We start from the raw sequence: 23,314 nt of genomic DNA on the forward strand, positions 1-23,314 counted from the left end.
TAATCTTTCCGAGAGAAAAAGATTCTCTTTTTCTCTCTTTTCACGTAAATGAACACGGATTCCTGAAAAAAGGTGGTGAAATCTTTGGCCTCATTACGCGATATAAAGTCAAGGATCACGTCAACGAAAAAATCGAGTCAGATCACAAAAGCGATGCAAATGGTATCAGCTGCGAAACTGAATCGTGCTGAAAACAATGCGAAGTCTTTTGTTCCTTACATGGAGAAAATCCAGGAAGTGGTTGCTGCAATCGCAACTGGAACAAGTGCTAAGCACCCAATGCTTCTTTCAAGACCTGTCAAAAAAACAGGGTATCTCGTTATTACATCTGATCGAGGGCTTGCAGGACCTTTTAACAGCTCGATTTTGCGTGCCGCTTACCAAACCATTCAATCTCGTCATCAATCCGCTGATGAATATGCGGTGATTGTCATTGGTAAAATCGGACGCGACTTCTTCAAAAAGCGTGGTATTCCAGTTATTTCTGAAGTAACAGGGCTTGGAGACGAAGTAGCGTTTGCTGATATTAAAGAATTAGCAAGCAGTACAGTTCAAATGTTCTCTGATGAAGCGTTTGATGAACTTTACATGTTCTACAACCACTTTGTCAGTGCGATTTCACAAGAAGTAACAGAGAAGAAATTATTGCCGCTAACGGACCTTTCGGCCGCAGCGACACCAAATAAACGTTCCGCATCTTATGAGTTTGAGCCTTCTGAAGAAGAAATTCTTGAAGTTCTCCTTCCTCAATATGCAGAGAGTTTGATTTTCGGTGCGCTTCTTGACAGCAAAGCAAGTGAACATGCTGCAAGAATGACAGCAATGAAGAGTGCAACAGACAACGCAAAAGAATTGATCGACAGCCTGACACTCTCTTACAACCGTGCTCGTCAAGCAGCGATTACACAAGAGATTACAGAAATTGTCGGCGGAGCAGCTGCCTTAGAATAGAAATAATTGTCAGGAGGGAATGCAATGAAAACAGGACGCATCAGTCAGATCATGGGACCAGTCGTAGACGTTCGTTTTGAAGACGGTCACTTGCCTGAGATTTATAATGCGATCAAAGTTTCGCATAAAGCGGAAAGCGAAAGTGAAGTTGATATCGACTTAACTTTAGAAGTAGCACTACATTTAGGTGACGATACAGTGAGAACCATTGCAATGGCATCAACAGACGGTGTGAAGCGCGGTATGGAAGCTGTAGACCTTGGAAAACCAATTTCAGTACCAGTTGGTAACGTAACACTTGGACGTGTATTCAACGTACTGGGAGATAACATTGACTTAGATGAGCCACTTGGTGTGGAAGCTCAAAGAGATCCAATCCACAGACAAGCGCCTTCTTTTGATCAACTTTCTACAGAAGTTGAAATTCTTGAAACAGGTATCAAAGTTGTTGACCTGCTTGCTCCTTACATCAAAGGTGGAAAGATCGGTCTATTCGGTGGAGCTGGTGTAGGTAAAACCGTTCTGATTCAAGAATTGATCAACAACATCGCACAAGAACACGGCGGTATTTCTGTATTCGCTGGTGTTGGAGAGCGTACACGTGAAGGAAACGACCTTTACTACGAAATGAAAGATTCTGGCGTTATCGAAAAAACAGCCATGGTCTTCGGTCAAATGAACGAGCCACCGGGTGCACGTATGCGTGTTGCCCTAACTGGTTTGACAATGGCAGAGCATTTCCGTGATGAACAAGGTCAAGACGTATTGTTCTTCATCGATAATATCTATCGCTTTACACAAGCAGGTTCTGAAGTATCAGCCCTTCTTGGACGTATGCCTTCAGCGGTAGGTTATCAGCCGACACTTGCAACAGAAATGGGTCAGCTGCAAGAGCGTATCACGTCTACAAACGTAGGATCGGTTACATCGATTCAAGCGATCTATGTACCTGCGGATGACTATACAGATCCAGCTCCTGCAACGACGTTCGCTCACCTTGATGCAACGACAAACCTTGAGCGTAAGCTGACTGAAATGGGTATTTACCCAGCAGTTGATCCTCTTGCTTCAACATCTCGTGCACTTGCACCTGAGATTGTTGGTGAAGAGCATTATGCGATTGCGCGTGAAGTGCAGCAAACATTGCAGCGTTATAAAGAGCTTCAAGATATTATTGCCATTTTAGGTATGGATGAATTATCTGAGGACGATAAGCTTGTGGTACACAGAGCGCGTCGTATTCAATTCTTCCTATCTCAAAACTTCCACGTAGCAGAGCAGTTCACTGGCCAAAAGGGTTCTTATGTGCCATTGAAAGAAACTGTTAAAGGCTTCAAGGAAATCTTGTCTGGTAAATACGATCACCTTCCAGAAGATGCATTCCGCCTAGTTGGACGCATTGAAGAAGTGATTGAAAAAGCCAAAGAGATGGGTGTAGAGGCCTAATCTGGTCCTTAGGAGGGTAAAAGCATGAAGACCGTTCAAGTCAATATCGTTACTCCCGACGGCCCAGTGTATCAAGCGGATGTGGAAATGGTCAGTGTAAGAGCAGAAAGCGGTGAGCTTGGTATTTTAGCTGGCCACGTTCCAATGGTTGCTCCGCTAAAAATCGGTGCAGTTCGCTTAAAACATAGTGGATCAACTGAATTGGTTGCAGTAAGTGGCGGATTTGTTGAAGTCCGCCCTGAACAAGTAACGATTCTTGCTCAGGCCGCTGAAACATCAGATAAAGTTGATGTCGATCGTGCTAAATCAGCGAAACAGCGTGCTGAAGAGCATTTGAACCACCCGAATGAAAGTGATGTACGCCGGGCGGAACTCGCATTAAAACGGGCGTTAAACCGTTTAAATGTAGCAGGGAAATAAAACAGAAAATCCTTCTTATCACTGTGATAAGAAGGATTTTTTTTAGGATGACATGAGAGATTGGTACATCGACACATAAGGATGAGATGCTTGCTTTTCTAGATATAAGTGCTCGCAAAATTGCGTACTACAATGCCATGTTTTATTATTTCTGCGTAAGCCAAGCGTATATTTATGCGGAGAATCCATATAAGGCCGCACCACCCAGTCAGCATCTGAATGATGACGGATGACAACCTCTCCTATATACACACTCATCATCGCTTCTAATGCATCTATTGGCATTTTCCACTCAGCGAACAGCTGCTTGGTCAATGCATCAAAGTATAGTGATTCTAACTGATACAAGCTTTCCTCAGAGTAATTCAAAGAAATGTTATGAAAATGACACAATTGTGCTAATTCTTCTAGCTGTGTCTGTCTATAATCAAAGTAGAAAGCAATGGCCTCCCATTCATGATCAAATGAGGGAACCAATTCTCCGTACAAATCAACAAAGTCAGGAAAAGAATCTTTCAATGTGTTCAGCTCCTTCCACACGCAGTATATCATCTCCTTGGCATCAGGATAAGAGGGGATTTACACTAAATGTAGCTCTTTTTTCCAAATGATTCATCTTTCCGATTTTCGAGGATATAATGAAAGGGAGTTTTCCTTTACAGAAATAAATAAAAGGAGGATTCAACTGTATGGAAGACGTAGGACAACAAGCAATCGTGGGCATTGTGATCCACCTATTTTTTATCGCGGTTACATGGTGGGCACTGCTTGCTGTAAATATTGATCCACTCATTAAGAAAGGGAAAATCGTTCAAGCAAGGCTGCTGATGATGCTCATTACCATTGCTATCGCATCTGCGGTCAGCAATTTCTTTCTTGATTACTTAAATTTCTCGAGACAAATTCCTTATATGTTCTAACATAAAAGGTTTGGTCACGGCCTTCTGCGGGAACGTAAAAGGAAGGGTCAAAAGGCTTGCCTTTTGTTGACTTTTCCACGTATGCATTGCCCTCCTTGCGGCAACACTTGTAGCAAGGGGGAATGACAAGTGAGAAAGTATTTGAAAGGTTGGCCATTATTTGCGTTTATTCTTTTTTTTGTTCTGATGATTCAAGGTGTTCGTGCGGAAGAATCTTCCCCGCTCGCTCAAATAGCAGAAGGTCTAAAAAACCAGCAAATCGAAGTCGATGGGTGGACCCTTCATGCCAAAACAAATGTAGATATTTCATCCGAACAATTTTCAAAAAAAGTGAAACGTTTGAAAGACGAACTACGACAGTATGAGTGGACCGAAAAAAAAGAACAACATGTCACCAAAGTCACAGGAATTTACAAAGATGAAAAAAATGATACAGAATCGAAAATTTTACTCGTGAAGACCGACACAAAATCAAATCAAAAGTCGTATTTATTATATGAGCAAAAAGGTGCTCGCCCACTGAATACCTGGGAGCATACATATGATCAGTTCGTACGTCATGCAAAAAGCATATTACAAGAGAAAATTGTAATTTTTACTTGTCTCGATGGTCATGTAAATGGTATGATGGATGTTGTTTTGCAAAAAAAAGCTGAAATGTTAGCAAATGAGTTTCAAGCAAAACCAGTTGAGTATCTCGTTGAGTCTAATTTTGTGTCGCTTTCCGCTTACACAGATAAGTGGGAACAGTTCATTATGACTTCAAATGATAAAATGAATGTTCAAATTGCCATCAGAAGTTCGGAAATGAACGAAAATCATACGATTACGGTTGGCACACCAATCGTAACGACTGAATATTAATATAGAGAATTTGGGACGCGGAGGGGAAGACCTTGGAAAAAATCATCGTCCGCGGCGGTCAAAAGTTAAACGGCACAGTTAAAGTAGAAGGCGCAAAAAATGCCGTTTTACCAGTTATCGCTGCATCTTTGTTAGCAAGTACAGAAAAAAGCGTAATTTGTGATGTACCTACGCTCTCCGATGTATATACAATCAATGAAGTGTTACGTCATTTAGGAGCAGAAGTACATTTTGAAAATAACGAAGTATCAGTTGATGCATCTCATGCACTAGAAACTGAGGCTCCGTTTGAGTATGTCCGTAAAATGCGAGCATCCGTGCTTGTCATGGGACCACTTTTAGCAAGAACAGGTCATGCAAGAGTTGCATTACCTGGAGGGTGTGCGATTGGTTCAAGACCAATTGATCAGCATTTAAAAGGCTTTGAAGCAATGGGAGCTAAAATTCAAGTAGGTAATGGTTTCATCGAGGCTGAAGTAAAAGGCCGTTTAAAAGGTGCAAAAATCTATTTGGATTTCCCAAGTGTAGGGGCAACTGAAAACATCATCATGGCAGCAGCATTAGCTGAAGGAACGACGATTTTAGAAAACGTAGCAAAAGAACCTGAAATTGTTGATTTAGCAAACTACATCAATGCCATGGGCGGTAAGGTTCGCGGTGCTGGTACTGGTACAATCAAAATCGAAGGTGTGGAAACACTTCACGGTGCAAAACACAACATCATCCCTGACAGAATTGAAGCAGGTACTTTCATGGTGGCAGCAGCCATTACAGAAGGAAATGTTCTTGTAAAAGGCGCAGTGCCAGAGCACATGACATCACTTGTTGCAAAAATGGAAGAAATGGGTATTCAGATCATTGAAGAAGAAGAAGGTTTAAGAGTCATTGGACCATCTGAGCTCAAGCCAATCGATCTAAAAACAATGCCGCATCCTGGGTTCCCAACGGATATGCAATCTCAGATGATGGCGCTATTGCTTCGTGCGAACGGAACAAGCATGATCACAGAAACGGTGTTTGAAAACCGCTTTATGCATGCTGAAGAATTCCGCCGCATGAATGGCGATATTAAAATTGAGGGTCGCTCTGTCATTATCAATGGGCCGGTTCAACTTCAAGGTGCTGAAGTGGCAGCGACTGATTTAAGAGCAGGAGCAGCACTTGTACTTGCTGGATTAGTGGCAGAAGGTCATACACGTGTCACTGAGTTGAAGCATATTGACCGTGGTTATGTGAACTTCCACCAAAAGCTTGCAGCAATCGGTGCAGATATTGAAAGAGTTAACGATGAATCAGCAGATGTGACACAAGAACAAGTTGTATCAGATCTGAACGCTTAATCATGAAAGAAATCAGTGTGTCCATTGGGGCATGCTGATTTTTTTTTAGAATCATAGAATGCCTCATTTCACGAAGCTTATCATTAGTGTATCCAACCATCTTAAATTTTATTCATACAGACGAACAGTAAAATCCATTCTAAGAACAGGCCCATACCTTTCATAAAAGACTTGTCCACTAAATGAAAGAAGCTGTCATATTAGCTTGTCCCTGCCCATAGGATAAAAGAGATTCAATGACAAATGGGGGCAGCCAAATATGAAACCAATGATATGGACAATCGCAGGAATATGCATCATTATTTTAATGATTCCAACATTACTTGTGTTGCCGACGTTCCAAGGGAAACCGGCGGCAAGCCAGCACGTAGCAGCAGAACCATCAGTTAAAAAAGAAGTGAAGGGTTCAGTCAAATTGAAGCAATCACCCGTCGCTATCCCCGTCTATCGCTCAGCTCATCAGCAGGTAGAAAACATCCCCTTAGAAGAGTATGTGATCGGTGTCGTAGCATCTGAAATGCCAGCTGATTTTGAAATGGAAGCACTCAAAGCACAGGCGCTCGCAGCAAGAACGTATATCGTCAGACAAATGATCAGTGATAAGACTGTCAAATCACCTAAGGGCTCTCTTGTAGATGATACCCAAATGTTCCAAGTTTACAAAAACAAACAGGAACTCAAGAAAATTTGGGGGAAAGCGTACAATTGGAAATTAAAAAAGGTCACGGAAGCTGTCGCCAGCACACAAGGAAAAGTGCTGACTTATGACGAGAAACCAATTGATGCTTCATTCTTTTCAACAAGTAACGGAAAAACGGAAAATGCCGAAGCCTATTGGAAAAACGAAATCCCTTATTTGAAAAGTGTCTCAAGTAAATGGGACGAAAAATCGCCAAAATTTCAAAATAAGAAAACCATCTCGGTCAGTGAATTTCAGCAAAAATTAGGTGTGACACTCACTCAGCAGGCTCAGGTCGGACAGATTGTAGAACGGACACCAGGAAACCAAGTAGCGAAAGCCGTGATCAACGGTAAAACACTGTCAGGCCGAGACATTCGGGAATCACTAGGCCTTCATTCAGCGGACTTTACATGGGAACGCAAGGGCCAGCAGATTGTCATTACAACAAAAGGATATGGTCATGGTGTAGGCATGAGTCAATATGGTGCGCATTATATGGCGCAGGCAGGCAAAAAAGTAGATGCCATCGTGAAACATTATTATAAAGGAATTCAAATCGAATCAGCCGATCGTTTTCTCAACACGTATATGGCTAAAAAATAAATCAAAGGTGTCTCAGAAATGAGGCATTTTTTTGTGTGTTCAAAGAGATTTGAACAGAATGTGACAAATTGCGACTTAAGACGCACCGAAGGAAAACTTAAACATTTACGTCCCGATAAGAACCGATGGCCGATACAAAGTCCCTCGAAAGACAGAGAAAACGAGAGGATAATGGGTGTGTTAGGTGAAAATATCTAGACATCTGACAGAATTTTAGTGATTTTGATGAAAGAGAAAAAGGGACCGAGTCCTATACCATTCCAAGACAGAATAATTTACGATTAAGGTGTTTCAATTAAATACATAAGGAGGAAGGAAAATTATGTTGAAAAAAGTATTCTCACTCGTAACCTTAGCTGTATTGACATTATCTATGTCAATCTCTTCACCAGTATTTGCAGAAGCATCTACAGTCAAAAAACATAATAAAGATGTAAGAGTCACAATCTTGCTTGATGCAAGTGGAAGCATGGCAAGAAAAGTTGAGGGAGAGCGCAAATTTGATCTCGCCAAACAAGAGGTATTTAAATTTGCTCAGTCACTTCCAAAAGACGCTAAAATTCGTATGAGCTTGTTTGGTTCTGAAGGAAACAACAAAAATTCAGGTAAAGCTCAATCATGTGAAGTCATTAGAGGCGTTTACGGCGTACAGCCATATGAAAAAGACAGCTTTGAGAACTCTTTAAACGGACTTGGGCCAACTGGCTGGACACCGATTGCACGTGCACTTGAAAATGCAAAGCAAGCGGATGAGCAGCTTACTGAGGGAACAAAGCATATTGTGTACTTAATCACTGATGGTGAAGAAACTTGTGGCGGAGATCCAGTAAAAGTAGCAAAAGAATTGCATAACTCAAAAGGATCAACTGTTGTAAATGTGATCGGGTTAGACTTTAACGATGGCTATGAAGGTCAATTGAAGCAAGTAGCCAAAGCTGGTAAAGGCCATTACTACCAAGCAAGCACAGGTAAAGAAATGGGATCTATCTTTTCAGCAGAATCATTAAAACTACACGAATAACTTGCTGAACAAAAGGGAAACGATTGATTCATGCTTTCGTTTCTCTTTTTCTGTACAAAAGTAAAAAAGGGAGGTCTTTATTGATGAAAAGAAATATCGTATTAACCATTTTGGCTAGCCTTGTCCTGCTTCTTTCTTCACCAGCTCATGCTGTAACAAAACAGGAGCCGCCTGCTCATGTGGTAATATTACTCGATTTAAGCGGCAGCATGGCACAGTCAGTTGAAGGTGAAAAGAAAATTGAAATCGCCAAACGGTCTATTCAAAGCTTTGCGAGTATTTTATCAGAAGATACACAAGTTCTACTTCGTGTGTTTGGTCATGAAGGAACCAATAAAAATGCAGGGAAAGCCGTTTCTTGTTCAAGTTCTGAAGCCGTTTACGGATTTGGATCATATGAGCCATCAACATTTCAACAAGCACTGAATGTGTATAAGCCAACTGGCTGGACACCACTTGCAAAAGCATTAACGGATACGAAACAAGATTTTGAAGATCACCAAGCTGAAGGGAAAAATATTGTCTATGTTGTCAGTGATGGTGAAGAAACTTGTGGTGGAAGCCCTTCAAAAGCAGCAAAGGAATTACATGAAGACGGAATAGATACAATCGTCAATATCATTGGCTTCGATGTGAATGAAAAGGAAGCAAAAAGTCTTAAATCTGTTGCAAAAGCGGGTGGAGGACAATATCAACCGGCTGCAAATGCCGAAGAATTGAACCATATTCTTCAACAGGAAGCGAGCACTTTTGGTCGGTAGAGAGTGAATGGCAGCTGGGGAAAACAACCCCAGCTGTTTTTAAGTTGACGATTAATTCAAAGTCGTTTCTAATTCATCAATTCGTTTCTCCACATAATGCTGATCCTTTCTTGCATGGAAGGTTTCGGCTTTTTCTAATATGGCAGCCGTATTATACTCGGGAATCTGTGAGTAGCTCTCATACACACCTTTAGGAATTAAAACGTTCCCTTCCGGCCAATAAACTGCGATATTGCCGCGTCTCAACTCTCCGAATTGAGCCACTCCTTGATAGGATCCATATTGATTAAAGAGAACAACTGGATCACCTTCTTGGACGTAAAGCTCTTTTGCATCTTCTTCATTCATTAGGATAGAATGACGTTTTCCACCATTAAAGGCATCCTTTTCACTGTAGATCATGGAGTTGAATTGCTTTCCTCTTCTTGTCGTGATATTGAAATGTCCTTCGGTTTTTCGATATTGAGGCAGCTGGGCAGGAAGAAGATGTCCCTTGCCGTCTGGTGTTGGACACACGCCATCTTCACAAAGCCATGCGCCTCCCCATTGAAAAACGTCTCCCTTGTGACGTAAATGCTGGATGCCATCATAATTTCGGTTGGCGACCGCAATCTCACGACGAATGTCTTCAGCTGTTTCAAAATGTATCAGCTCGGCATCTTCTGGCCGGACTCTCTTCGCAAGATCAACATAAATGTCCCATTCCGCTCTGGCTTCCTCGATACGAGGTCCTTCAATTTCTGGACTGAAATATACCATGCGTTCCGTACTGGTTGATGTGCCGCCGCCTGGTTGTTCATACCTTGTCATAGCAGGCAGCACAATCACCGCCTCTTCAGCGTCTACCAGCGTAGAGGTATTCAAAATGATATCTTGGTGAACACGGAGTTCAAGTTCAGATAATGCTTTTTCGATCGCTTCCGGATTTGGCATCGTTTCTAAAAAGTTTCCGCCACTCGTAAACAGCATTTTGAGTTTTTGTGGATGGTCTTTTGGGAGAGCCATCTTCTCAAAGGATTGCCCAATGGTGTCACCATGCCATTTAGGAATGTCAAACCCCCATATACGTTCGATTCTTTCAATATTCTCGTCATCAAAATCACTACCCGGCAAAACGAATGGATCAGCGCCCATTTCACCAGAACCTTGGACGCCGCTATGCCCCCGAATTGGCATGACACCACAATGTTTTCTGCCGATAAATCCGCGCAGCATGGCAAGGTTGGCAACCTGTGATATATTATCAGTTGCAAAGCGGTGCTGAGTAAGGCCCATACTCCAAATAAAAACGCCTGAATTAGCATTGGCAAGCAGTGTCGCAAATTCCTTCATTCTTTCTTTTGATAAACCTGATGATGCTTCTAGGTCTTCCCACTTCAATTGTGCGACATGCTGCTTTAAATCCTGTATGCCTGTTGTATGTTTTTGAATAAATTCGTGATCAAGAGCCGAATGGGGAGCATGCTGCTCCATGTCAAACCAATGCTTGATGACGCCGTTCATAAACGCAATATCTCCGCCTATATTGACTTGGTAAAAATCATCTGCAATTTTTGTACCGAATAAAGCACTCTCTGGAATAGAAGGAACCCAATACTTTTCCATAGCAGGCTCTTTATACGGATTGATGACGATAATTTTTGTTCCCTTCTTTTTAGCAGCGTACATATATTTAGTGGAAACAGGCTGATTGTTTGCTGCAACAGATCCCCAAAAAATTAATACATCCGTTCCAATCCAATCACTGTAATTACAGCTGGAAGCACCGATGCCAAGGGACCGTTTAAGAGCGGTTTTACTTGGTGAATGGCAAATGCGAGAAGCATTATCAATATGATTCGTCCCTATAAATCGAGCAGCCTTTGCAGCCGTATAATAAACTTCATTTGTAATTCCTCTAGCGGTTAAATAGAAAGCAAGCTGCCGTTTATCAATTGATTGGATTTTAGCTGCGATTTGATCTAGTGCATCATCCCAAGAAATACGTGTAAAGGCATTGTCACCTTTTTTTCGAATCAATGGATAAGGAATCCGACCAAGCTTGCGAAGAGAGGTGCTGTCCATTTGCTTTAGCTGCTGAATATCTTCAAACCATTTTGGATCAATAGCTGGCATTGTGTTAAGACGAAGCACATTTAGTCTTGTGGTGCATATATGAGGTCCTGCGAGCGTTTGATCATACAGTCCTGAGACGCCAAGGGCACAGCCGTCACAAACACCCTGCGTTAAAATACGGTACGCGTAGGGAAGGTTATCTTTGTTCTCCCATGCCACTTTCATCGTATCTCGAATGTGTTTCGGTTTCACTTTGCCAAGCCCCATTGGTACAAAAGAGGCCCATAGCTTTGGTGAGGGTTTTTTATTGAGTTTAACAGGCCCCTTATGTTTTGTTTTCCCCATGAGATCATCACCCTCCTATTACTTTGTAAAGCGTTTTCATATCTAAAAATTACCTTTAGATTGTGATTCTGTCAAATTCAAATTAAGATCGGGCTGAGACAGAGGAAGCAGCAGATAGGTTTTTTTCTCTTAGCTGCTGAATATCCTTTCGAATGAGAAGTGATATGATAAAAGCAATGAAAAATAAGCCAGAGAACACCATAAGGCTTTGTGTGTAATTACCTGTTATATCTCGGATGAAGGATGAAAATAGTGGTCCTGCTAATCCCGCAGCGGCCCAAGCAGTCAAAATATAACCGTGTATGGCACCAAGCTGCTTTGTACCAAACAAATCTCCAATATAGGCTGGAATTGAAGCAAATCCTCCTCCATAGCACGTATAAATGATTGCCATAACGATTGAAAAGATGAGCGGTTCTTTTAAATAGGGGAGTAATGGAAAAGCAATGAGCTGGATACTGAAAAAAATCGTATACGTATTCGGTCTTCCTATATAATCTGAAAACGATGCCCAGCCAATGCGTCCTAAACCATTAAAAGCACCTAAAATGCCCACAAGAGTAGCTGCAGCACCTGCAGTGAACCCAACACTTTCTTGGGCAAGAGGTGACGCTACTGAAATAATAGCGATTCCGCATGTGATATTAATAAAAAGCATAAGCCACAAATAATAAAAACGTCTTGTTTTGATCGCTTCATTTGCTGTAAGCTGTGATAAATCTTGAGGGATTTTTCTTTTCTTTGTTTTAAATACATCAAATTGTTTGACGTCATCAGGTGTTGGTGGTGATAAATAAAGAGATGAGATCACCATGATGATAAAATAGGAGATTCCAAGAATATAAAAAGTATTTGCGATATTCATTTTTTCAATGAGATATTGAATAATTGGGCTGCAAATAAGAGAAGCAAACCCAAACCCCATAATGGCTAAGCCGGTTGCAAGACCTCTTCGATCCGGAAACCATTTGACTAGAGTTGATACAGGTGCAATATAGCCTACCCCTAAACCAATTCCAGCGAGTACACCATAAAATAAATAGAGGAGAGGCAGTGAGGACATGTGGACAGCGAATCCTGACCCAGTCATTCCGATGCCGAAGAAAATAGCTGAGAAGAGCCCCGATGCCCTTGGACCATACCTTTCAACGAAATGTCCCATAAAAGCAGCAGATAAACCTAAAAATAAAATAGCAATACTGAAGGTGAGACTTATTTCTGTTAATGACCACTGAAAGGCTTCATGTAAAGGATTCGTAAAAACACTCCAAGCATAAACAGACCCAATAGATAAATGAATTCCTACAGCACTTGCTGCGATGAGCCAGCGATTTTTCGATTTGTTCATTTTGTTCCCCCCATATAAAGCAATCAAGAAGTTTGATAAGATAGAAATATGTTACATTTTTATGACTTTTTAAAATAATATCACAATTTGATTGGATCATATAACTAAATTTGCATTGAAAGGAAGATCATACAATGAATTCTTCTGTTAAAAAGAAACGAGTCATACACCAATACCGTGAAGGCCAGTTTACCTGCAAAACTGATGAAATTGTAGAAGAATATCCTTTAACTGTGATGGTGAATGGAGAAGAATTTGTGACGCTTGTTTGTTCACCAGAGCACCTGAAAGAATTGGTTATCGGCTTTTTGGCTTCAGAAGGGGTCATTCGATTTGAAAATGAGATTAAAAGGTTTACAATAGATGAAAGTATGGGTTTTGCCTATGTTGATTTAGTTCACTCAAGTGGATTTGATTCATCAGATTTTACAAAACGAGTGATTGGTTCATGCTGCGGGAAAGGAAGACACTTTTATTTCCTTCAAGATGTGAAGACGGCAAAAACGGCCATTGATCGAATCAGTATTTCTGCTGAAACCTGTATGCATCTCATGAAGTGTTTGCAAGAAGAAAGCCAATTATTTCAACATACTGGTGGAGTGCATAATGCTGGACTGTGTGACACAGAGAAGCTATTCATCACTAGAACTGATATAGGAAGACATAATGCTTTAGATAAAATTTATGGATATTGTTTACTTCAGCGAATTCCACTTAGAGATAAAATCCTTGTTTTCAGCGGCCGGATATCGTCAGAAGTTCTATTGAAGGCAGCAAAACTAGGAGTGTCTATCGTCATTTCAAAATCAGCACCTACTGAGCTGGCGCTTAAAATGGCAGAAGAATTAAATATTACGACAGTTGGATTCGTCAGAGGGAATTCCTTTAACATTTACACGCATCCTCAGCGTATTACAGAATAGGAGGCAAAGTATGGTCAGTATTTTAGATAAAAGACATCGACCACTGCGCGATTTAAGAATATCAGTAACTGATCGTTGTAACTTTAGATGTACGTACTGTATGCCTGCTGAAATTTTTGGACCGGATTATCCTTTCTTGAAAAAAGAAGAACTGCTTAGTTTCGAAGAAATTGAACGACTTGCTACCCTTTTTGTAAAGAACCTAGGTGTGGTAAAAATACGCATCACGGGCGGAGAACCTTTAATGCGGAAAGATCTGCCTGTCTTAATAGAAAAGCTCGCAAACATTCCAGGGATTGAAGACATTGCGATGACAACCAATGGAACGCTTTTACCTTTATATGCTGATCAGTTGAAGAGAGCTGGTCTTAATAGAGTCACCATTAGTTTAGATTCATTAAATCCCGACCGTTTTAAGCAAATGAACGGAAGGCATATTTCTATCCAAAAAGTGTTTGATGGTATTGAGGCTGCAAAAAAGGCTGGACTTGCTATCAAGATTAATATGGTTGTTCAAAAAGGTGTGAATGATCAGGATGTCTTACCAATGGCAGCTTACTTCAAAAAAGAAGGACACGTTCTCAGATTTATTGAATTTATGGATGTCGGTAATACGAATAAATGGAATCTAGAACATGTCATGACAAAGAAAGAAATAATTGAATTAATTGATTCAACATATCCTATCAAACCAGAACCTCCTCAATATACAGGTGAAGTAGCCAAACGATTTTTTTACAAAGATGGTTCAGGAGAGATAGGCATTATTTCTTCCGTTTCAGATGCTTTTTGTGGAACATGTAACAGAGCAAGGCTGTCTGCACGGGGGGAATTATTTACATGTCTGTTTGCATCATCGGGTTTTGATCTGAAACAGATGATTCGTACGACAAAGGATAATGAAGAATTAACGAACAGGTTAAAGGAATTATGGTCGAATAGACATGACCAATATTCAGCCGAGAGAGAGCAGAAAAAAGATCAGAAAAAGGTTGAGATGTCATACATCGGTGGGTAATGACAATAAAGTATCATGATCATGTATTTTTGAAAAGAAGAGAAAATGTCATAATCGTGGTTGAAAATCCTTTTTTGAAAACAGGTCTTTTTATCTTATGAACTCAGTCACTATAAAAAACCAGCAGAATCTCTGCTGGTTTTTAAATTGCTATTTTGCACCTCAAAAAGATTGAGATAAGATTGGAAAATAGATTTTCCCTCATTGTGTGCGGCTTTACTTTTACGAGTGCTGTGATAAGATCAAATCATTCTTTACCAGCTCGATTTTTTCACTCCAGGGATATGACCCTTATAGGCAAGCTCACGAAAAGCAATCCTAGACATTTTGAATTTTCGTAAATAACCTCTGGGACGGCCCGTTAATTCACAGCGGTTTTTTAAGCGGATAGGGGAAGAGTCTCTAGGTAATTTTCGTAAAGCTTCATAGTCACCTTTTTCTTTTAACTCTTTCCTTAATTCTGCATATTTCAATACAAGCTGCTGTCGTTTTTTTTCTTTAGCAATCTTAGATTTCTTTGCCAATTAAAACCCTCCTGGCCTAATTTTGTATTTTCCATTGAAAGGGGTCCTCAAATGTAGTCCAATTTTGATCAAATTCCTCAGGTGTGAGCAAGCATTGATCAAGAGTACGAATGATTTCTGCTTTAGGCAAATCTACACCGATAAACACAAGTTTTGTATGGCGATCACCAAACTCTGCGTCCCACTCATCTAGAAGCTCTGGTTCCTGATTTAATATCCGTGCTTTTTCTTGTTCAGGCAAAGCAGCAATCCAGTATGCAATTGGTTCAATCGCAACAGATTTCCCAGCTTGTGAAATTAAAATGGTTAAATCATGATGTGTGGCAAGCCAAGTAAAACCTTTCGCACGAACGATCTGCTCAGGCATTTGATCTAACCAAGCATTCAGTCTGCCGGTATGAAAAGGGAGTCTTCTTTCGTAAACAAAAGATGAAATTTGGTATTCCTCTGTTTCCGGTGTATGCTGACCATGTCCTGCGTTGATTTCTTTGATCCACCCAGCAGAGGCACTTGATTTTTCAAAGTCGAATAAACCAGTATTCAAAATGTCATCTGGCTGTACTATACCTTTTGAGGTTTTGATGATAGATGCTTCTGGTTGTAGTTTGTTCAGCACATGCTCAAGTCGATCTAATTCAGAGGGAGATACTAGATCACATTTATTGATAATAAGCACGTCACAAAATTCAATTTGATCAATGAGTAAATCGGAAATTTCTCGCTCGTCGTCATCGGAAACCGCTTCCTTACGATCTAATAAACTCTCTCCTGACTGGAAATCAGTCCAGAAACGATTTGCATCTACTACTGTGACCATCGTATCTAGCCGGCAAAAGCGGGTCAAATCTATACCCATTTCTTCATCAATATAAGAAAACGTTTGAGCGACGGGAATTGGTTCACTAATTCCGGTTGATTCAATGACAATATAATCAATATTACCCGCTTTACAAAGGCGTTCTACTTCGATTAACAAGTCTTCTCTTAAAGTGCAGCAAATACAGCCGTTAGATAATTCAACGAGTTTCTCATCTGATCGAGAAAGCTCTCCGCCTTGTTTGACTAGTTCTGCATCAATATTAATTTCGCTCATGTCATTGACGATCACAGCCACTTTTAATCCTTTGCGATTTTGAAGAACATGATTTAATATCGTTGTTTTTCCTGCTCCTAAAAAGCCGCTTAATACTGTAACAGGTATACGCTTATTCATTTGTTTTTGTCCTTTTGAAAACGATCATTTTGTTTTCCGCCTCGCTTAAAAAGTAATCATTACGATTTATAATCTAAAAAATTTATTTTGTCTCTCTATGAAGGGTATATTTCTTTAATCGAGGAGAATATTTTTTTAACTCCAATCGGTCAGGATTCGTTCTTTTATTTTTTGTTGTGATGTAGTTTCTGTCACCTGTTTCAGTACAGGCCAACGTAATATTCACGCGCATAAGTAATAGGAACCTCCTTTAATTCGTAATAGTTACGATTTGTATTTTAAAATGATCAAGACTGAATGTCAAGCATAGGAGAATGATCCAAGTCAAATGATAAAAACAAAAGGGGTATCGAATGACTATTGATACCCCTCTCCATTAATAAAAGTCACCGAGTTCTTGTTCGTAATCACCTTCATACTGCTGGACATCATAAGGAATTTCTTGGAGGAAGGCTAACCCGCCTAGTATAAGTATCAAAACGATAGCAATGAATGAAAGAATAACTGCGGCAATACTTGAAATGGCAAACAGTGTTTGCATTTTCATCATCTTAGCGTACTGTTCTAATAATTCTTCGTAAGAAGTATCTGGAGCCTGAATCAAGTGTTCAGCTGCTTTTACAGATTTTTGTACATGAATTCCCATCATAATGAGGAAGACGCCAAGGGCTGCAGGAAGAACAAGCCAAAAACCAATAAGAATAGCCAGACCGCCTGAAATATAGAGAAAGATGCTACCAACCTTTCCCCACTTTACGATTGAATGAAGAGATTGAATGATTTTCTCAGTTTGTTGCAATGGTGTTCACTCCTTTATGTATTCACTCTTTATCATACTTGAGTAAGTAGTGCTTTAGGAAGAGTGAATGTTGTTTAATTAAAATGTTTCTATCTTCACTTCATTATTTACAGATAAATAAATTATTTTCAAATAAGAAAAAAGTAACATTTACTATAAAAATTATCAACAAATTATGTCATAAATAAGATTGGTAGTAAAAAATAATTAGTAAATTTATCAAAATATGTTGTTAGTTGTCTAGTAATTGGTTATTATTGTGTTGTGTTACCATAAAAATTGGAAGGTGGAATTCATATGTTAGATCGTTTCTTAAACAAGATGACCAATGTTCAACCTGCAGCTGCAAGATGTATTTTGCAAAAATTAGTCACTTCATGTAAATCAGCACCGACTTGTTTCCTTCAAGGTGTTGGAACTTTCCGTTACTACGTGGATCGTGACACAGGTGAGATTTGTACTAGTCAAGAACGCGTTAGATGTGGCTGCTAAATCTAAGGATCATATTTAATAGGATGTGAACGCATGAGCATATCTTCAATTTCATTCTTAACAAATGCTATGCAGACGTCAAATAGACGTCAAGCGGGTCAAACATCAAATTCTTTTTTAACCCAAGCGGCTCAAATTGTTCAAGGTGACCATTCTCCAGAAGAGAGAAAGGCATTATTTCAACAACTTACTTTAGTTCAGCAAGGAAAAGATTTAGAACTTCATGTTTCTAAATTAAAGGAACTAGAGAAAGAGGCTCAAAAAGAGACGTCTTCTTCGTCTGTTACTGTGAATGAGCATGGTGACCAAGTAGACATTTCAAATGAGGCTCGGAGTGAGTTTGAACAAGCTGAGGAACAGGCTTCAGGTGAAGCGAGTGAAGCTGCTGCAGGAGAAAAAGATCAAGATGTTCAGTCAGATCCACAATAAAAAAATGAGGTATGTGTTTGATAGTCTTCACATGCCTCATTTATCTTTATTTTGCAGATATCCTTGAATAAAGACCATCCGGAAAAGGTGCTGCGTATGAGATGATTTCATCTTCTTCTACCATAATGTAATAAGGAAATTCTTCAATTTGGAATGCGTCTATCATTTGCTCGTCCACAGGGATAATTCGCATGTTGGTTTTATTATCACGATATAATTCTTGATCCTCTTTTTGCCCATTCTTTAGCAAAATACTAAATGGAACGTCCAATTTACGCTGCTTTTTCGTTTCTAGGAATTGTTCAAGTGATGGGATGCAATGCGGACATGATGTATCAGTGAAAATAAGTAGCTGCTGCTTGTTGTTAGTTTGCAGTAAATCATTCACTGGAATAGGTGATGGTTTTTCAAGCAGCGGATGCACAAGTTTTTGTCCAACATGCTGTATCGGTAAGATGATCAGTTCCATTTGTTGTTTTAAATAGATGATGACTCCGATCGTTAATAATAGGCTGCAAAGAATAAGAGTGAGCTGTAAAAGTAGGATTGAATTCATCGTATATCGTCCTCTCAGAGTAAAGTTACGCAAAGCTATCATAATATAAATATCAAAAATATGTCAATTATACTAAATGGTGTAAGGTGGAGCGTTTGATGAGTACAGTGAACCATTGTTTATATGCAATCTCCTATACTTGGAAAAGAAGCCGATCTTATCTTCTTTTAACCTTGTTGATCCAAGTGATCGTTGGTTTTATGCCTTTGGCTAGTGTCTGGATTATTCAAACTTTGATTAATGAAATTATTTTATTCATGACGTCTTCAGGAGACATTCAAAAGGTTTTGTGGTTATTTGGGCTGCAAATGGTCATTGTGGTTTTAGGATATGGGCTTCAATTCATTCTTCAGCTTAGCCAGCAGAAAGCGACAAATTTGATTGGTCTGCATTTGAAGGGTGAATTGCTTCAAAAGGCGATCAGGCTGCCGTTTATTACATTTGAACACCCGTCTTTTTACAATGAAAGTCAACGTGTGATGAACAGTCATCAGCATGTTCTGAGCATGGTTAGAAGTATCTTTACCATCATGAGCGCATTGATTACTGTTGTATCACTTCTTATCTATATGATCGGTATCCATTGGGGCTTGGCGGTCATTCTGATCGTGTTTACCCTGCCTGTCTTGTGGATTGATCTTTTCTTTGGAGGAGCGCGTTATCAATTAAACCGTATGTTAACAGCCAATGACAGAAGAGAAATGTATGTGTCCGATCTTGTCGCACAACGGGATTCGTTGAAGGAAATCCGTTTATATGGAATCGGGAATTATCTTCTTCAGAAATGGAAAGATCATTATGTAAAAAGTGCAGATGAAAAATATAAACTGCTTAAGCGGCAAGTCCGCTGGGAGATGGCGGGCGGATTGCTTATGACATTTGCCTATGTATGCTGCGGTCTTTTTATTGTTTTTCTTATTTTTCAAAAAAAATTAGCTGCCGGGACATTTGTCGCTGTGCTGCAAGCGGTGCAAAACATCCAAAGTGGTTTTCAGGACTTAACAAGAGAATGTTCTAGTTTATATGAAACAAGTCTTTATGTTGATGAAATGAGAGCTTTTCAAAAGAGAGAAGAAGAAATTCATGAGCAGACAGAAGAAGGAGCATCGCTTCGAAAAATCGAGTGTATTCAGTCCATTACACTTGAAAATCTCTCTTTTACTTATCCGAATATGAAAACACCTGCCATTGAGCATATACATTTTCATATCAATAAAGGTGAACGTATTGCATTGGTGGGGGATAACGGATCAGGTAAAACCACCTTGATCAAATGTTTGACCGGTTTATATGATCCAGATCAGCCGAACATGCAAAAAGTGAACGGTGAGTCCATTTCTACTATTCATAAAAAGTCATATCATGCGAGAATGGCTGTTCTTTTTCAAGATTTTATGAAGTACGAGTTCACTGTGAAAGAAAACATCGGGTTTGGCCGTATTGATCATATGGACGAGGGAGAGCGGATGATCTCAGCTGCACGGCAAGCAGGCATAGAGAAAAGAATTCATCAAATGGAAGAAATGTATGATGCGCAGCTTGGCCGATTTTTTGAAGAAGGCCATGAACTGTCTGGCGGACAATGGCAAAAGCTCGCGATGGCTAGAACCTTCTTTAGAGAGAGTGATTTTATCATTTTAGATGAACCAACTTCTGCTCTTGATCCACTATCGGAAATTTCACTCATTCGAAAGCTATTCGATCACACGCAGGATCAGGGTGTCTTGTTTATCACACATCGAATGGGAGCAGCTCGTTTAGCAGACCGTATAATCGTAATGAAAGATGGTGCTTTCGTTGAAGAGGGGAACCATGATGAACTGATGGTGTTAAATGGAGAGTACAAAAGGCTTTACGAGGCACAATCTCAATTATTCCAACAAAAGGAGATGGCGTAAGGTGAGTGTCTTTTATTACATAGGTGTCTATTTATTAGGTATCATTTTTGCTGGTGCTTGGCTTGATAAAGTAAAAAAACAGACGGCACATATGCAGCAGATGAATGCTTATCGGCTGCTGCCTTCTTCTTTCACGGGACCCATGTTTTATTTGTTTTTAACTGCAGAATTGGTTTGTACTGTTTTTTTATTCGTATGGCATATGACTCTTGTACCTGCGATTGGTCTTACAGCACTTTTAAGTATTTATACTGGAGCGGTGACCTTCAATTTATTGAGAGGACATCGTGATATTTCTTGCGGCTGTGGTGGACTGCTTGATAATGAACGCCTTCACTGGGGAATTGTGATTCGCAATGTGTCGATGCTGGCTCTTGTGATCGGATTGTTTTATGTGCATCCCTATGCAGAAACCATTCCATGGCAATATAACATCATTTGTTTTCTCATTGCCGTGGCTGTCTCTTTCATAATAGCGGTGGGTCAAGAAGTCTTAATGTTTAAAAGAAAATGGATCAATCAATTTGAATTATTTATAGAAGGAGACGATGTGAAATGACAGATATTCTATTGATTATTGTGTTATTCATTGTCATTGCTCAGCTGGCTGTGATATTTTTGCTCGCCCGTTTTATCGGAAAATTTATGAATAAAATCAAAACCCTTGATGGAATTGAATTAAAGGAAGCGGATGTGGGGGAGCCTGCACCGTTATTTCGAAGCTATTCCCATTTAGGGGAGAAGGTCATTTTGAAGGAATATTTTCAAAGCGGGAGTGCTGTGATGCTGTTATTTGTGAACTCTACTTGTATGACGTGCAAAAGCATTTTAGCAGACTTGCAGCAGCAAATCGCTGTTGATGATACTCAATTCATTTTTATTAATGGGGATGAACAGGCGGATGATACGCAGATCCTTGAATTGCTGCCGTCCCAGGCTGTGTATACTCGTTCTTCACAAATCATGGAGCTATACGGGGTAACGGTTGTTCCACAAGCGATTCTCATTGATGAACATGGTATCATTCTGCAAAGAAAATCTCTTCAAAATGCGAAACAGTTTGAACAGCTGTTACATGCGTCATAAAAAAACGTCTCTTTTTCAGGGAGACGCTCGTTTTATAATTCTTTTCCTAGGATATCTAAATCGTATCTGCTGCCGTCCATTTCTGCGATGCGTGGCAGGTGGCCCCATGTCTCAAAGCCGTGCTTTTTAAATAGTCGAATGCTAGCTTCGTTGTGCCCGAAAATAAAGGCAAGTAACGTTCGAATGCCTAATGATGGTGCTAAATCAATGGCTTCTTGCAAGAAAAGTGATCCTAAGCCTTTTCCTCGATAGTCTTGGTTTAAATAGATACTCATTTCAACGGTCCCGTTGTATGCAGGTCTTCCGTAAAAGGTTTCAAAGCTGAGCCAGCCGTAGATATTTCCATCCTCATCTGTTTTCACATAGAGAGGTCTTTTCTCGGAATGATTCAAAAACCATTGCCGGCGGTCCTCGACAGAAACTGGTTCTGTATCTGCGGTCACTTCTCTTGAAGCAATGGTTGAATTGTAGATATCAACGATCGCTTTGAGGTCATCTTCTGTTGCTATACGGTTGAAAGTTTTCACAATTAAGTCTCCCATCTTTTTTTCATTTATCATACATATTATTGATGCGATTGCGCAAAATAAAAAGAAAAATGATTTCGTGTGTATATATTTTTTGAAAAGTGTTCAGAATGTTGCTGAGGTGATGAAAAATGAGAGAGGAAGAAAAGAAACGTACTTCCAAAATCACAAAAGTTCAGCAATTTTTCCGTAAGCGCTGGGTATTCCCTGCTATTTACTTGGTCAGCGCAGCGGTCGTGTTAACAGCCGTTCTTTGGTATCAAGCTGTATCAAAAGATGTGAAAGACCAACTATCTGATGGAAATCAAACAGGGCAAGAACAGCGCGATGATGCCGTTGAAGTTGGAAAGCCAATTGAAAATGTCGCAATGCCGGTCCAGAATTCTGATAATGTTTCTGTCGTGAAAAAGTTCTATGAAGCAGATGCTGACCAAAAAGAAAAAGAAGCAGCACTTGTAAACTATAATAACACCTATACCTTGAGCAAAGGTATTGATCTTGCAGATAAAGATGGCAAAGTGTTTGATGTCACAGCTGCTCTTAGTGGAACAGTGGTTCAAGCGAAAAAAGATCCAGTTCTTGGTCACGTTGTTGAAATTGAACATGAAGATGGATTATCGACTGTTTATCAATCGTTGTCACAAGTGAGTGTCAAAGAAGGCGATGAAGTCAAGCAGAATGATGTCATTGGTGCTTCTGGTAAAAATCTATATGGTGCTGAAAGCGGCAACCATGTGCATTTTGAAATTCGTATGGAAGGTTTAGCGCTTAATCCGCTTAGCTTCATTGACAAGCCTGTTTCTACAATTGAAAAAGCAGCGCAAGAAGTGACGGAACAAGCAAAAGAACCTGCTCAGCCAAAGACTGAGGAAAAAACGAAAGAACCTGCTGCTGAAGATAAAGCCAAAGAGCCAGCTGGAGAAAAATCTGAAGAAAAGTCTGATGAGAAGGGTAAATCCTCTGATCAAGAAAAGTCTTCTGATTCCTCTAAAGACAGCAGTCAGTCAGAAGAAACAAAACAATCTTAATGTCTTACAAGGTCCTCTGTGTATATGAATATGCAGAGGTTTTTTCTGCTTAAAAAGATCCCCCG

25 protein-coding genes are annotated in these 23,314 nt (G+C 40.0%); 16 read left to right on the top strand and 9 right to left on the bottom strand.

Annotated features, from left to right (window positions below; translation table 11 throughout):
• Window positions 1-84: 84 nt before the first annotated feature.
• The 3 genes from EV579_RS11445 to EV579_RS11455 are packed head-to-tail and all read left to right on the top strand — an operon-like array spanning window position 85 to window position 2,817.
• Window positions 85-951, top strand: coding sequence for a F0F1 ATP synthase subunit gamma (locus tag EV579_RS11445; RefSeq protein ID WP_024423727.1), 867 nt, complete (start codon window positions 85-87; stop codon window positions 949-951).
• Window positions 952-975: 24 nt separating this feature from the next.
• Complete coding sequence (atpD, locus tag EV579_RS11450) at window positions 976-2,397, top strand: F0F1 ATP synthase subunit beta (RefSeq protein ID WP_024423726.1); 1,422 nt, start codon at window positions 976-978, stop codon at window positions 2,395-2,397.
• Window positions 2,398-2,421: 24 nt separating this feature from the next.
• Complete coding sequence (locus EV579_RS11455; RefSeq protein ID WP_003214592.1) at window positions 2,422-2,817, top strand: F0F1 ATP synthase subunit epsilon; 396 nt, start codon at window positions 2,422-2,424, stop codon at window positions 2,815-2,817.
• 42 nt (window positions 2,818-2,859) lie between these two features.
• On the opposite strand, the gene EV579_RS11460 is transcribed toward EV579_RS11455, so the two are convergent.
• A complete protein-coding gene (locus tag EV579_RS11460) occupies window positions 2,860-3,336 on the bottom strand; it encodes a hypothetical protein (RefSeq protein WP_133744472.1) in 477 nt (158 codons plus the stop codon).
• Window positions 3,337-3,506: 170 nt separating this feature from the next.
• On the opposite strand from EV579_RS11460, the gene EV579_RS11465 reads away from it, so the two are divergent.
• The 6 genes from EV579_RS11465 (at window position 3,507) to EV579_RS11490 (ending at window position 9,008) form a co-directional block, all read left to right on the top strand.
• Complete coding sequence (locus tag EV579_RS11465) at window positions 3,507-3,737, top strand: DUF1146 family protein (protein ID WP_024423724.1); 231 nt, start codon at window positions 3,507-3,509, stop codon at window positions 3,735-3,737.
• Between the two features lie 129 nt (window positions 3,738-3,866).
• The gene (locus tag EV579_RS11470; RefSeq protein ID WP_024423723.1) at window positions 3,867-4,601 is read left to right on the top strand and encodes a YwmB family TATA-box binding protein; all 735 of its coding nucleotides are present in this window, start codon (window positions 3,867-3,869) and stop codon (window positions 4,599-4,601) included.
• A gap of 32 nt (window positions 4,602-4,633) precedes the next feature.
• Complete coding sequence (gene murA / locus EV579_RS11475; RefSeq protein WP_024423722.1) at window positions 4,634-5,941, top strand: UDP-N-acetylglucosamine 1-carboxyvinyltransferase; 1,308 nt, start codon at window positions 4,634-4,636, stop codon at window positions 5,939-5,941.
• 259 nt (window positions 5,942-6,200) lie between these two features.
• Window positions 6,201-7,226, top strand: a complete 1,026-nt coding sequence (gene spoIID, locus EV579_RS11480; protein WP_024426338.1) for a stage II sporulation protein D — start codon at window positions 6,201-6,203, stop codon at window positions 7,224-7,226.
• 322 nt (window positions 7,227-7,548) lie between these two features.
• A complete protein-coding gene (locus EV579_RS11485) occupies window positions 7,549-8,247 on the top strand; it encodes a VWA domain-containing protein (protein WP_034622539.1) in 699 nt (232 codons plus the stop codon).
• An 83-nt stretch (window positions 8,248-8,330) separates the two neighbouring features.
• Entirely contained in the window at window positions 8,331-9,008 is a 678-nt protein-coding gene (locus tag EV579_RS11490) for a VWA domain-containing protein (RefSeq protein ID WP_133744473.1), read from the top strand.
• Window positions 9,009-9,059: 51 nt separating this feature from the next.
• On the opposite strand, the gene EV579_RS11495 is transcribed toward EV579_RS11490, so the two are convergent.
• Entirely contained in the window at window positions 9,060-11,408 is a 2,349-nt protein-coding gene (locus EV579_RS11495) for an FdhF/YdeP family oxidoreductase (protein ID WP_133744474.1), read from the bottom strand.
• 82 nt (window positions 11,409-11,490) lie between these two features.
• Complete coding sequence (locus tag EV579_RS11500; protein WP_133744475.1) at window positions 11,491-12,756, bottom strand: L-lactate MFS transporter; 1,266 nt, start codon at window positions 12,754-12,756, stop codon at window positions 11,491-11,493.
• A 134-nt stretch (window positions 12,757-12,890) separates the two neighbouring features.
• Between EV579_RS11500 and fdhD the strand changes: the two genes are divergently transcribed.
• Entirely contained in the window at window positions 12,891-13,679 is a 789-nt protein-coding gene (gene fdhD, locus EV579_RS11505) for a formate dehydrogenase accessory sulfurtransferase FdhD (RefSeq protein WP_122631639.1), read from the top strand.
• A 10-nt stretch (window positions 13,680-13,689) separates the two neighbouring features.
• Window positions 13,690-14,697: a GTP 3',8-cyclase MoaA gene (moaA, locus tag EV579_RS11510; protein WP_029707486.1), complete on the top strand. Its 1,008-nt coding sequence runs from the start codon at window positions 13,690-13,692 to the stop codon at window positions 14,695-14,697.
• Between the two features lie 254 nt (window positions 14,698-14,951).
• On the opposite strand, the gene rpsN is transcribed toward moaA, so the two are convergent.
• From rpsN to EV579_RS11530, 4 genes are all read right to left on the bottom strand, one after another.
• A complete protein-coding gene (rpsN, locus tag EV579_RS11515) occupies window positions 14,952-15,221 on the bottom strand; it encodes a 30S ribosomal protein S14 (RefSeq protein ID WP_103131716.1) in 270 nt (89 codons plus the stop codon).
• A 16-nt stretch (window positions 15,222-15,237) separates the two neighbouring features.
• Window positions 15,238-16,434 (bottom strand): GTP-binding protein, encoded by a 1,197-nt coding sequence (locus EV579_RS11520; RefSeq protein WP_103131715.1) that lies wholly within the window; start codon window positions 16,432-16,434, stop codon window positions 15,238-15,240.
• 82 nt (window positions 16,435-16,516) lie between these two features.
• Entirely contained in the window at window positions 16,517-16,666 is a 150-nt protein-coding gene (gene rpmG, locus EV579_RS11525; protein ID WP_024423713.1) for a 50S ribosomal protein L33, read from the bottom strand.
• Window positions 16,667-16,810: 144 nt separating this feature from the next.
• Window positions 16,811-17,233 carry a DUF5362 family protein gene (locus EV579_RS11530; RefSeq protein ID WP_024426331.1) on the bottom strand — a complete coding sequence of 141 codons (423 nt, stop codon included), beginning with the start codon at window positions 17,231-17,233 and terminating at the stop codon, window positions 16,811-16,813.
• A gap of 525 nt (window positions 17,234-17,758) precedes the next feature.
• On the opposite strand from EV579_RS11530, the gene EV579_RS11540 reads away from it, so the two are divergent.
• Window positions 17,759-18,154, top strand: a complete 396-nt coding sequence (locus tag EV579_RS11540; RefSeq protein ID WP_024423711.1) for a hypothetical protein — start codon at window positions 17,759-17,761, stop codon at window positions 18,152-18,154.
• 46 nt (window positions 18,155-18,200) lie between these two features.
• Here EV579_RS11540 and EV579_RS11545 read toward each other — a convergent pair whose 3' ends face one another.
• A complete protein-coding gene (locus tag EV579_RS11545; RefSeq protein WP_024423710.1) occupies window positions 18,201-18,710 on the bottom strand; it encodes a thioredoxin domain-containing protein in 510 nt (169 codons plus the stop codon).
• Window positions 18,711-18,808: 98 nt separating this feature from the next.
• Here EV579_RS11545 and EV579_RS11550 point away from each other — a divergent pair, with 98 nt between their 5' ends.
• The 3 genes from EV579_RS11550 to EV579_RS11560 are packed head-to-tail and all read left to right on the top strand — an operon-like array spanning window position 18,809 to window position 21,694.
• Window positions 18,809-20,608 (top strand): ABC transporter ATP-binding protein, encoded by a 1,800-nt coding sequence (locus tag EV579_RS11550; protein ID WP_103131714.1) that lies wholly within the window; start codon window positions 18,809-18,811, stop codon window positions 20,606-20,608.
• Window position 20,609: 1 nt separating this feature from the next.
• Window positions 20,610-21,167, top strand: a complete 558-nt coding sequence (locus EV579_RS11555; protein ID WP_044333378.1) for a MauE/DoxX family redox-associated membrane protein — start codon at window positions 20,610-20,612, stop codon at window positions 21,165-21,167.
• Window positions 21,164-21,694 carry a TlpA family protein disulfide reductase gene (locus tag EV579_RS11560; protein WP_024426327.1) on the top strand — a complete coding sequence of 177 codons (531 nt, stop codon included), beginning with the start codon at window positions 21,164-21,166 and terminating at the stop codon, window positions 21,692-21,694. The genes EV579_RS11555 and EV579_RS11560 overlap by 4 nt, the downstream gene beginning before the upstream one ends.
• 32 nt (window positions 21,695-21,726) lie before the next feature.
• Here EV579_RS11560 and EV579_RS11565 read toward each other — a convergent pair whose 3' ends face one another.
• Window positions 21,727-22,236, bottom strand: coding sequence for a GNAT family N-acetyltransferase (locus EV579_RS11565; RefSeq protein ID WP_029706351.1), 510 nt, complete (start codon window positions 22,234-22,236; stop codon window positions 21,727-21,729).
• 116 nt (window positions 22,237-22,352) lie between these two features.
• Here EV579_RS11565 and spoIIQ point away from each other — a divergent pair, with 116 nt between their 5' ends.
• On the top strand, window positions 22,353-23,249 hold the full coding sequence (gene spoIIQ / locus EV579_RS11570; protein WP_034281210.1) for a stage II sporulation protein SpoIIQ: 897 nt from the start codon (window positions 22,353-22,355) through the stop codon (window positions 23,247-23,249).
• Window positions 23,250-23,314 lie beyond the last annotated feature (65 nt).

The sequence above is a fragment of the Bacillus sp. BK450 genome (assembly GCF_004364885.1).
Lineage (GTDB): Bacteria > Bacillota > Bacilli > Bacillales > Bacillaceae > Bacillus > Bacillus safensis.

Bases quoted from the DNA above. Each gene is read 5' to 3' on its own strand.
- atpD (WP_024423726.1), top strand. From the start codon at position 976: ATGAAAACAGGACGCATCAGTCAGATCATGGGACCAGTCGTAGACGTT.
- EV579_RS11455 (WP_003214592.1), top strand. From the start codon at position 2,422: ATGAAGACCGTTCAAGTCAATATCGTTACTCCCGACGGCCCAGTGTAT.
- EV579_RS11465 (WP_024423724.1), top strand. From the start codon at position 3,507: ATGGAAGACGTAGGACAACAAGCAATCGTGGGCATTGTGATCCACCTA.
- spoIID (WP_024426338.1), top strand. From the start codon at position 6,201: ATGAAACCAATGATATGGACAATCGCAGGAATATGCATCATTATTTTA.
- EV579_RS11485 (WP_034622539.1), top strand. From the start codon at position 7,549: ATGTTGAAAAAAGTATTCTCACTCGTAACCTTAGCTGTATTGACATTA.
- EV579_RS11490 (WP_133744473.1), top strand. From the start codon at position 8,331: ATGAAAAGAAATATCGTATTAACCATTTTGGCTAGCCTTGTCCTGCTT.
- EV579_RS11495 (WP_133744474.1), bottom strand. From the start codon at position 11,408: ATGGGGAAAACAAAACATAAGGGGCCTGTTAAACTCAATAAAAAACCC.
- EV579_RS11500 (WP_133744475.1), bottom strand. From the start codon at position 12,756: ATGAACAAATCGAAAAATCGCTGGCTCATCGCAGCAAGTGCTGTAGGA.
- fdhD (WP_122631639.1), top strand. From the start codon at position 12,891: ATGAATTCTTCTGTTAAAAAGAAACGAGTCATACACCAATACCGTGAA.
- moaA (WP_029707486.1), top strand. From the start codon at position 13,690: ATGGTCAGTATTTTAGATAAAAGACATCGACCACTGCGCGATTTAAGA.
- EV579_RS11520 (WP_103131715.1), bottom strand. From the start codon at position 16,434: ATGAATAAGCGTATACCTGTTACAGTATTAAGCGGCTTTTTAGGAGCA.
- rpmG (WP_024423713.1), bottom strand. From the start codon at position 16,666: ATGCGCGTGAATATTACGTTGGCCTGTACTGAAACAGGTGACAGAAAC.
- EV579_RS11540 (WP_024423711.1), top strand. From the start codon at position 17,759: ATGAGCATATCTTCAATTTCATTCTTAACAAATGCTATGCAGACGTCA.
- EV579_RS11545 (WP_024423710.1), bottom strand. From the start codon at position 18,710: ATGAATTCAATCCTACTTTTACAGCTCACTCTTATTCTTTGCAGCCTA.
- EV579_RS11550 (WP_103131714.1), top strand. From the start codon at position 18,809: ATGAGTACAGTGAACCATTGTTTATATGCAATCTCCTATACTTGGAAA.
- EV579_RS11560 (WP_024426327.1), top strand. From the start codon at position 21,164: ATGACAGATATTCTATTGATTATTGTGTTATTCATTGTCATTGCTCAG.
- EV579_RS11565 (WP_029706351.1), bottom strand. From the start codon at position 22,236: ATGGGAGACTTAATTGTGAAAACTTTCAACCGTATAGCAACAGAAGAT.
- spoIIQ (WP_034281210.1), top strand. From the start codon at position 22,353: ATGAGAGAGGAAGAAAAGAAACGTACTTCCAAAATCACAAAAGTTCAG.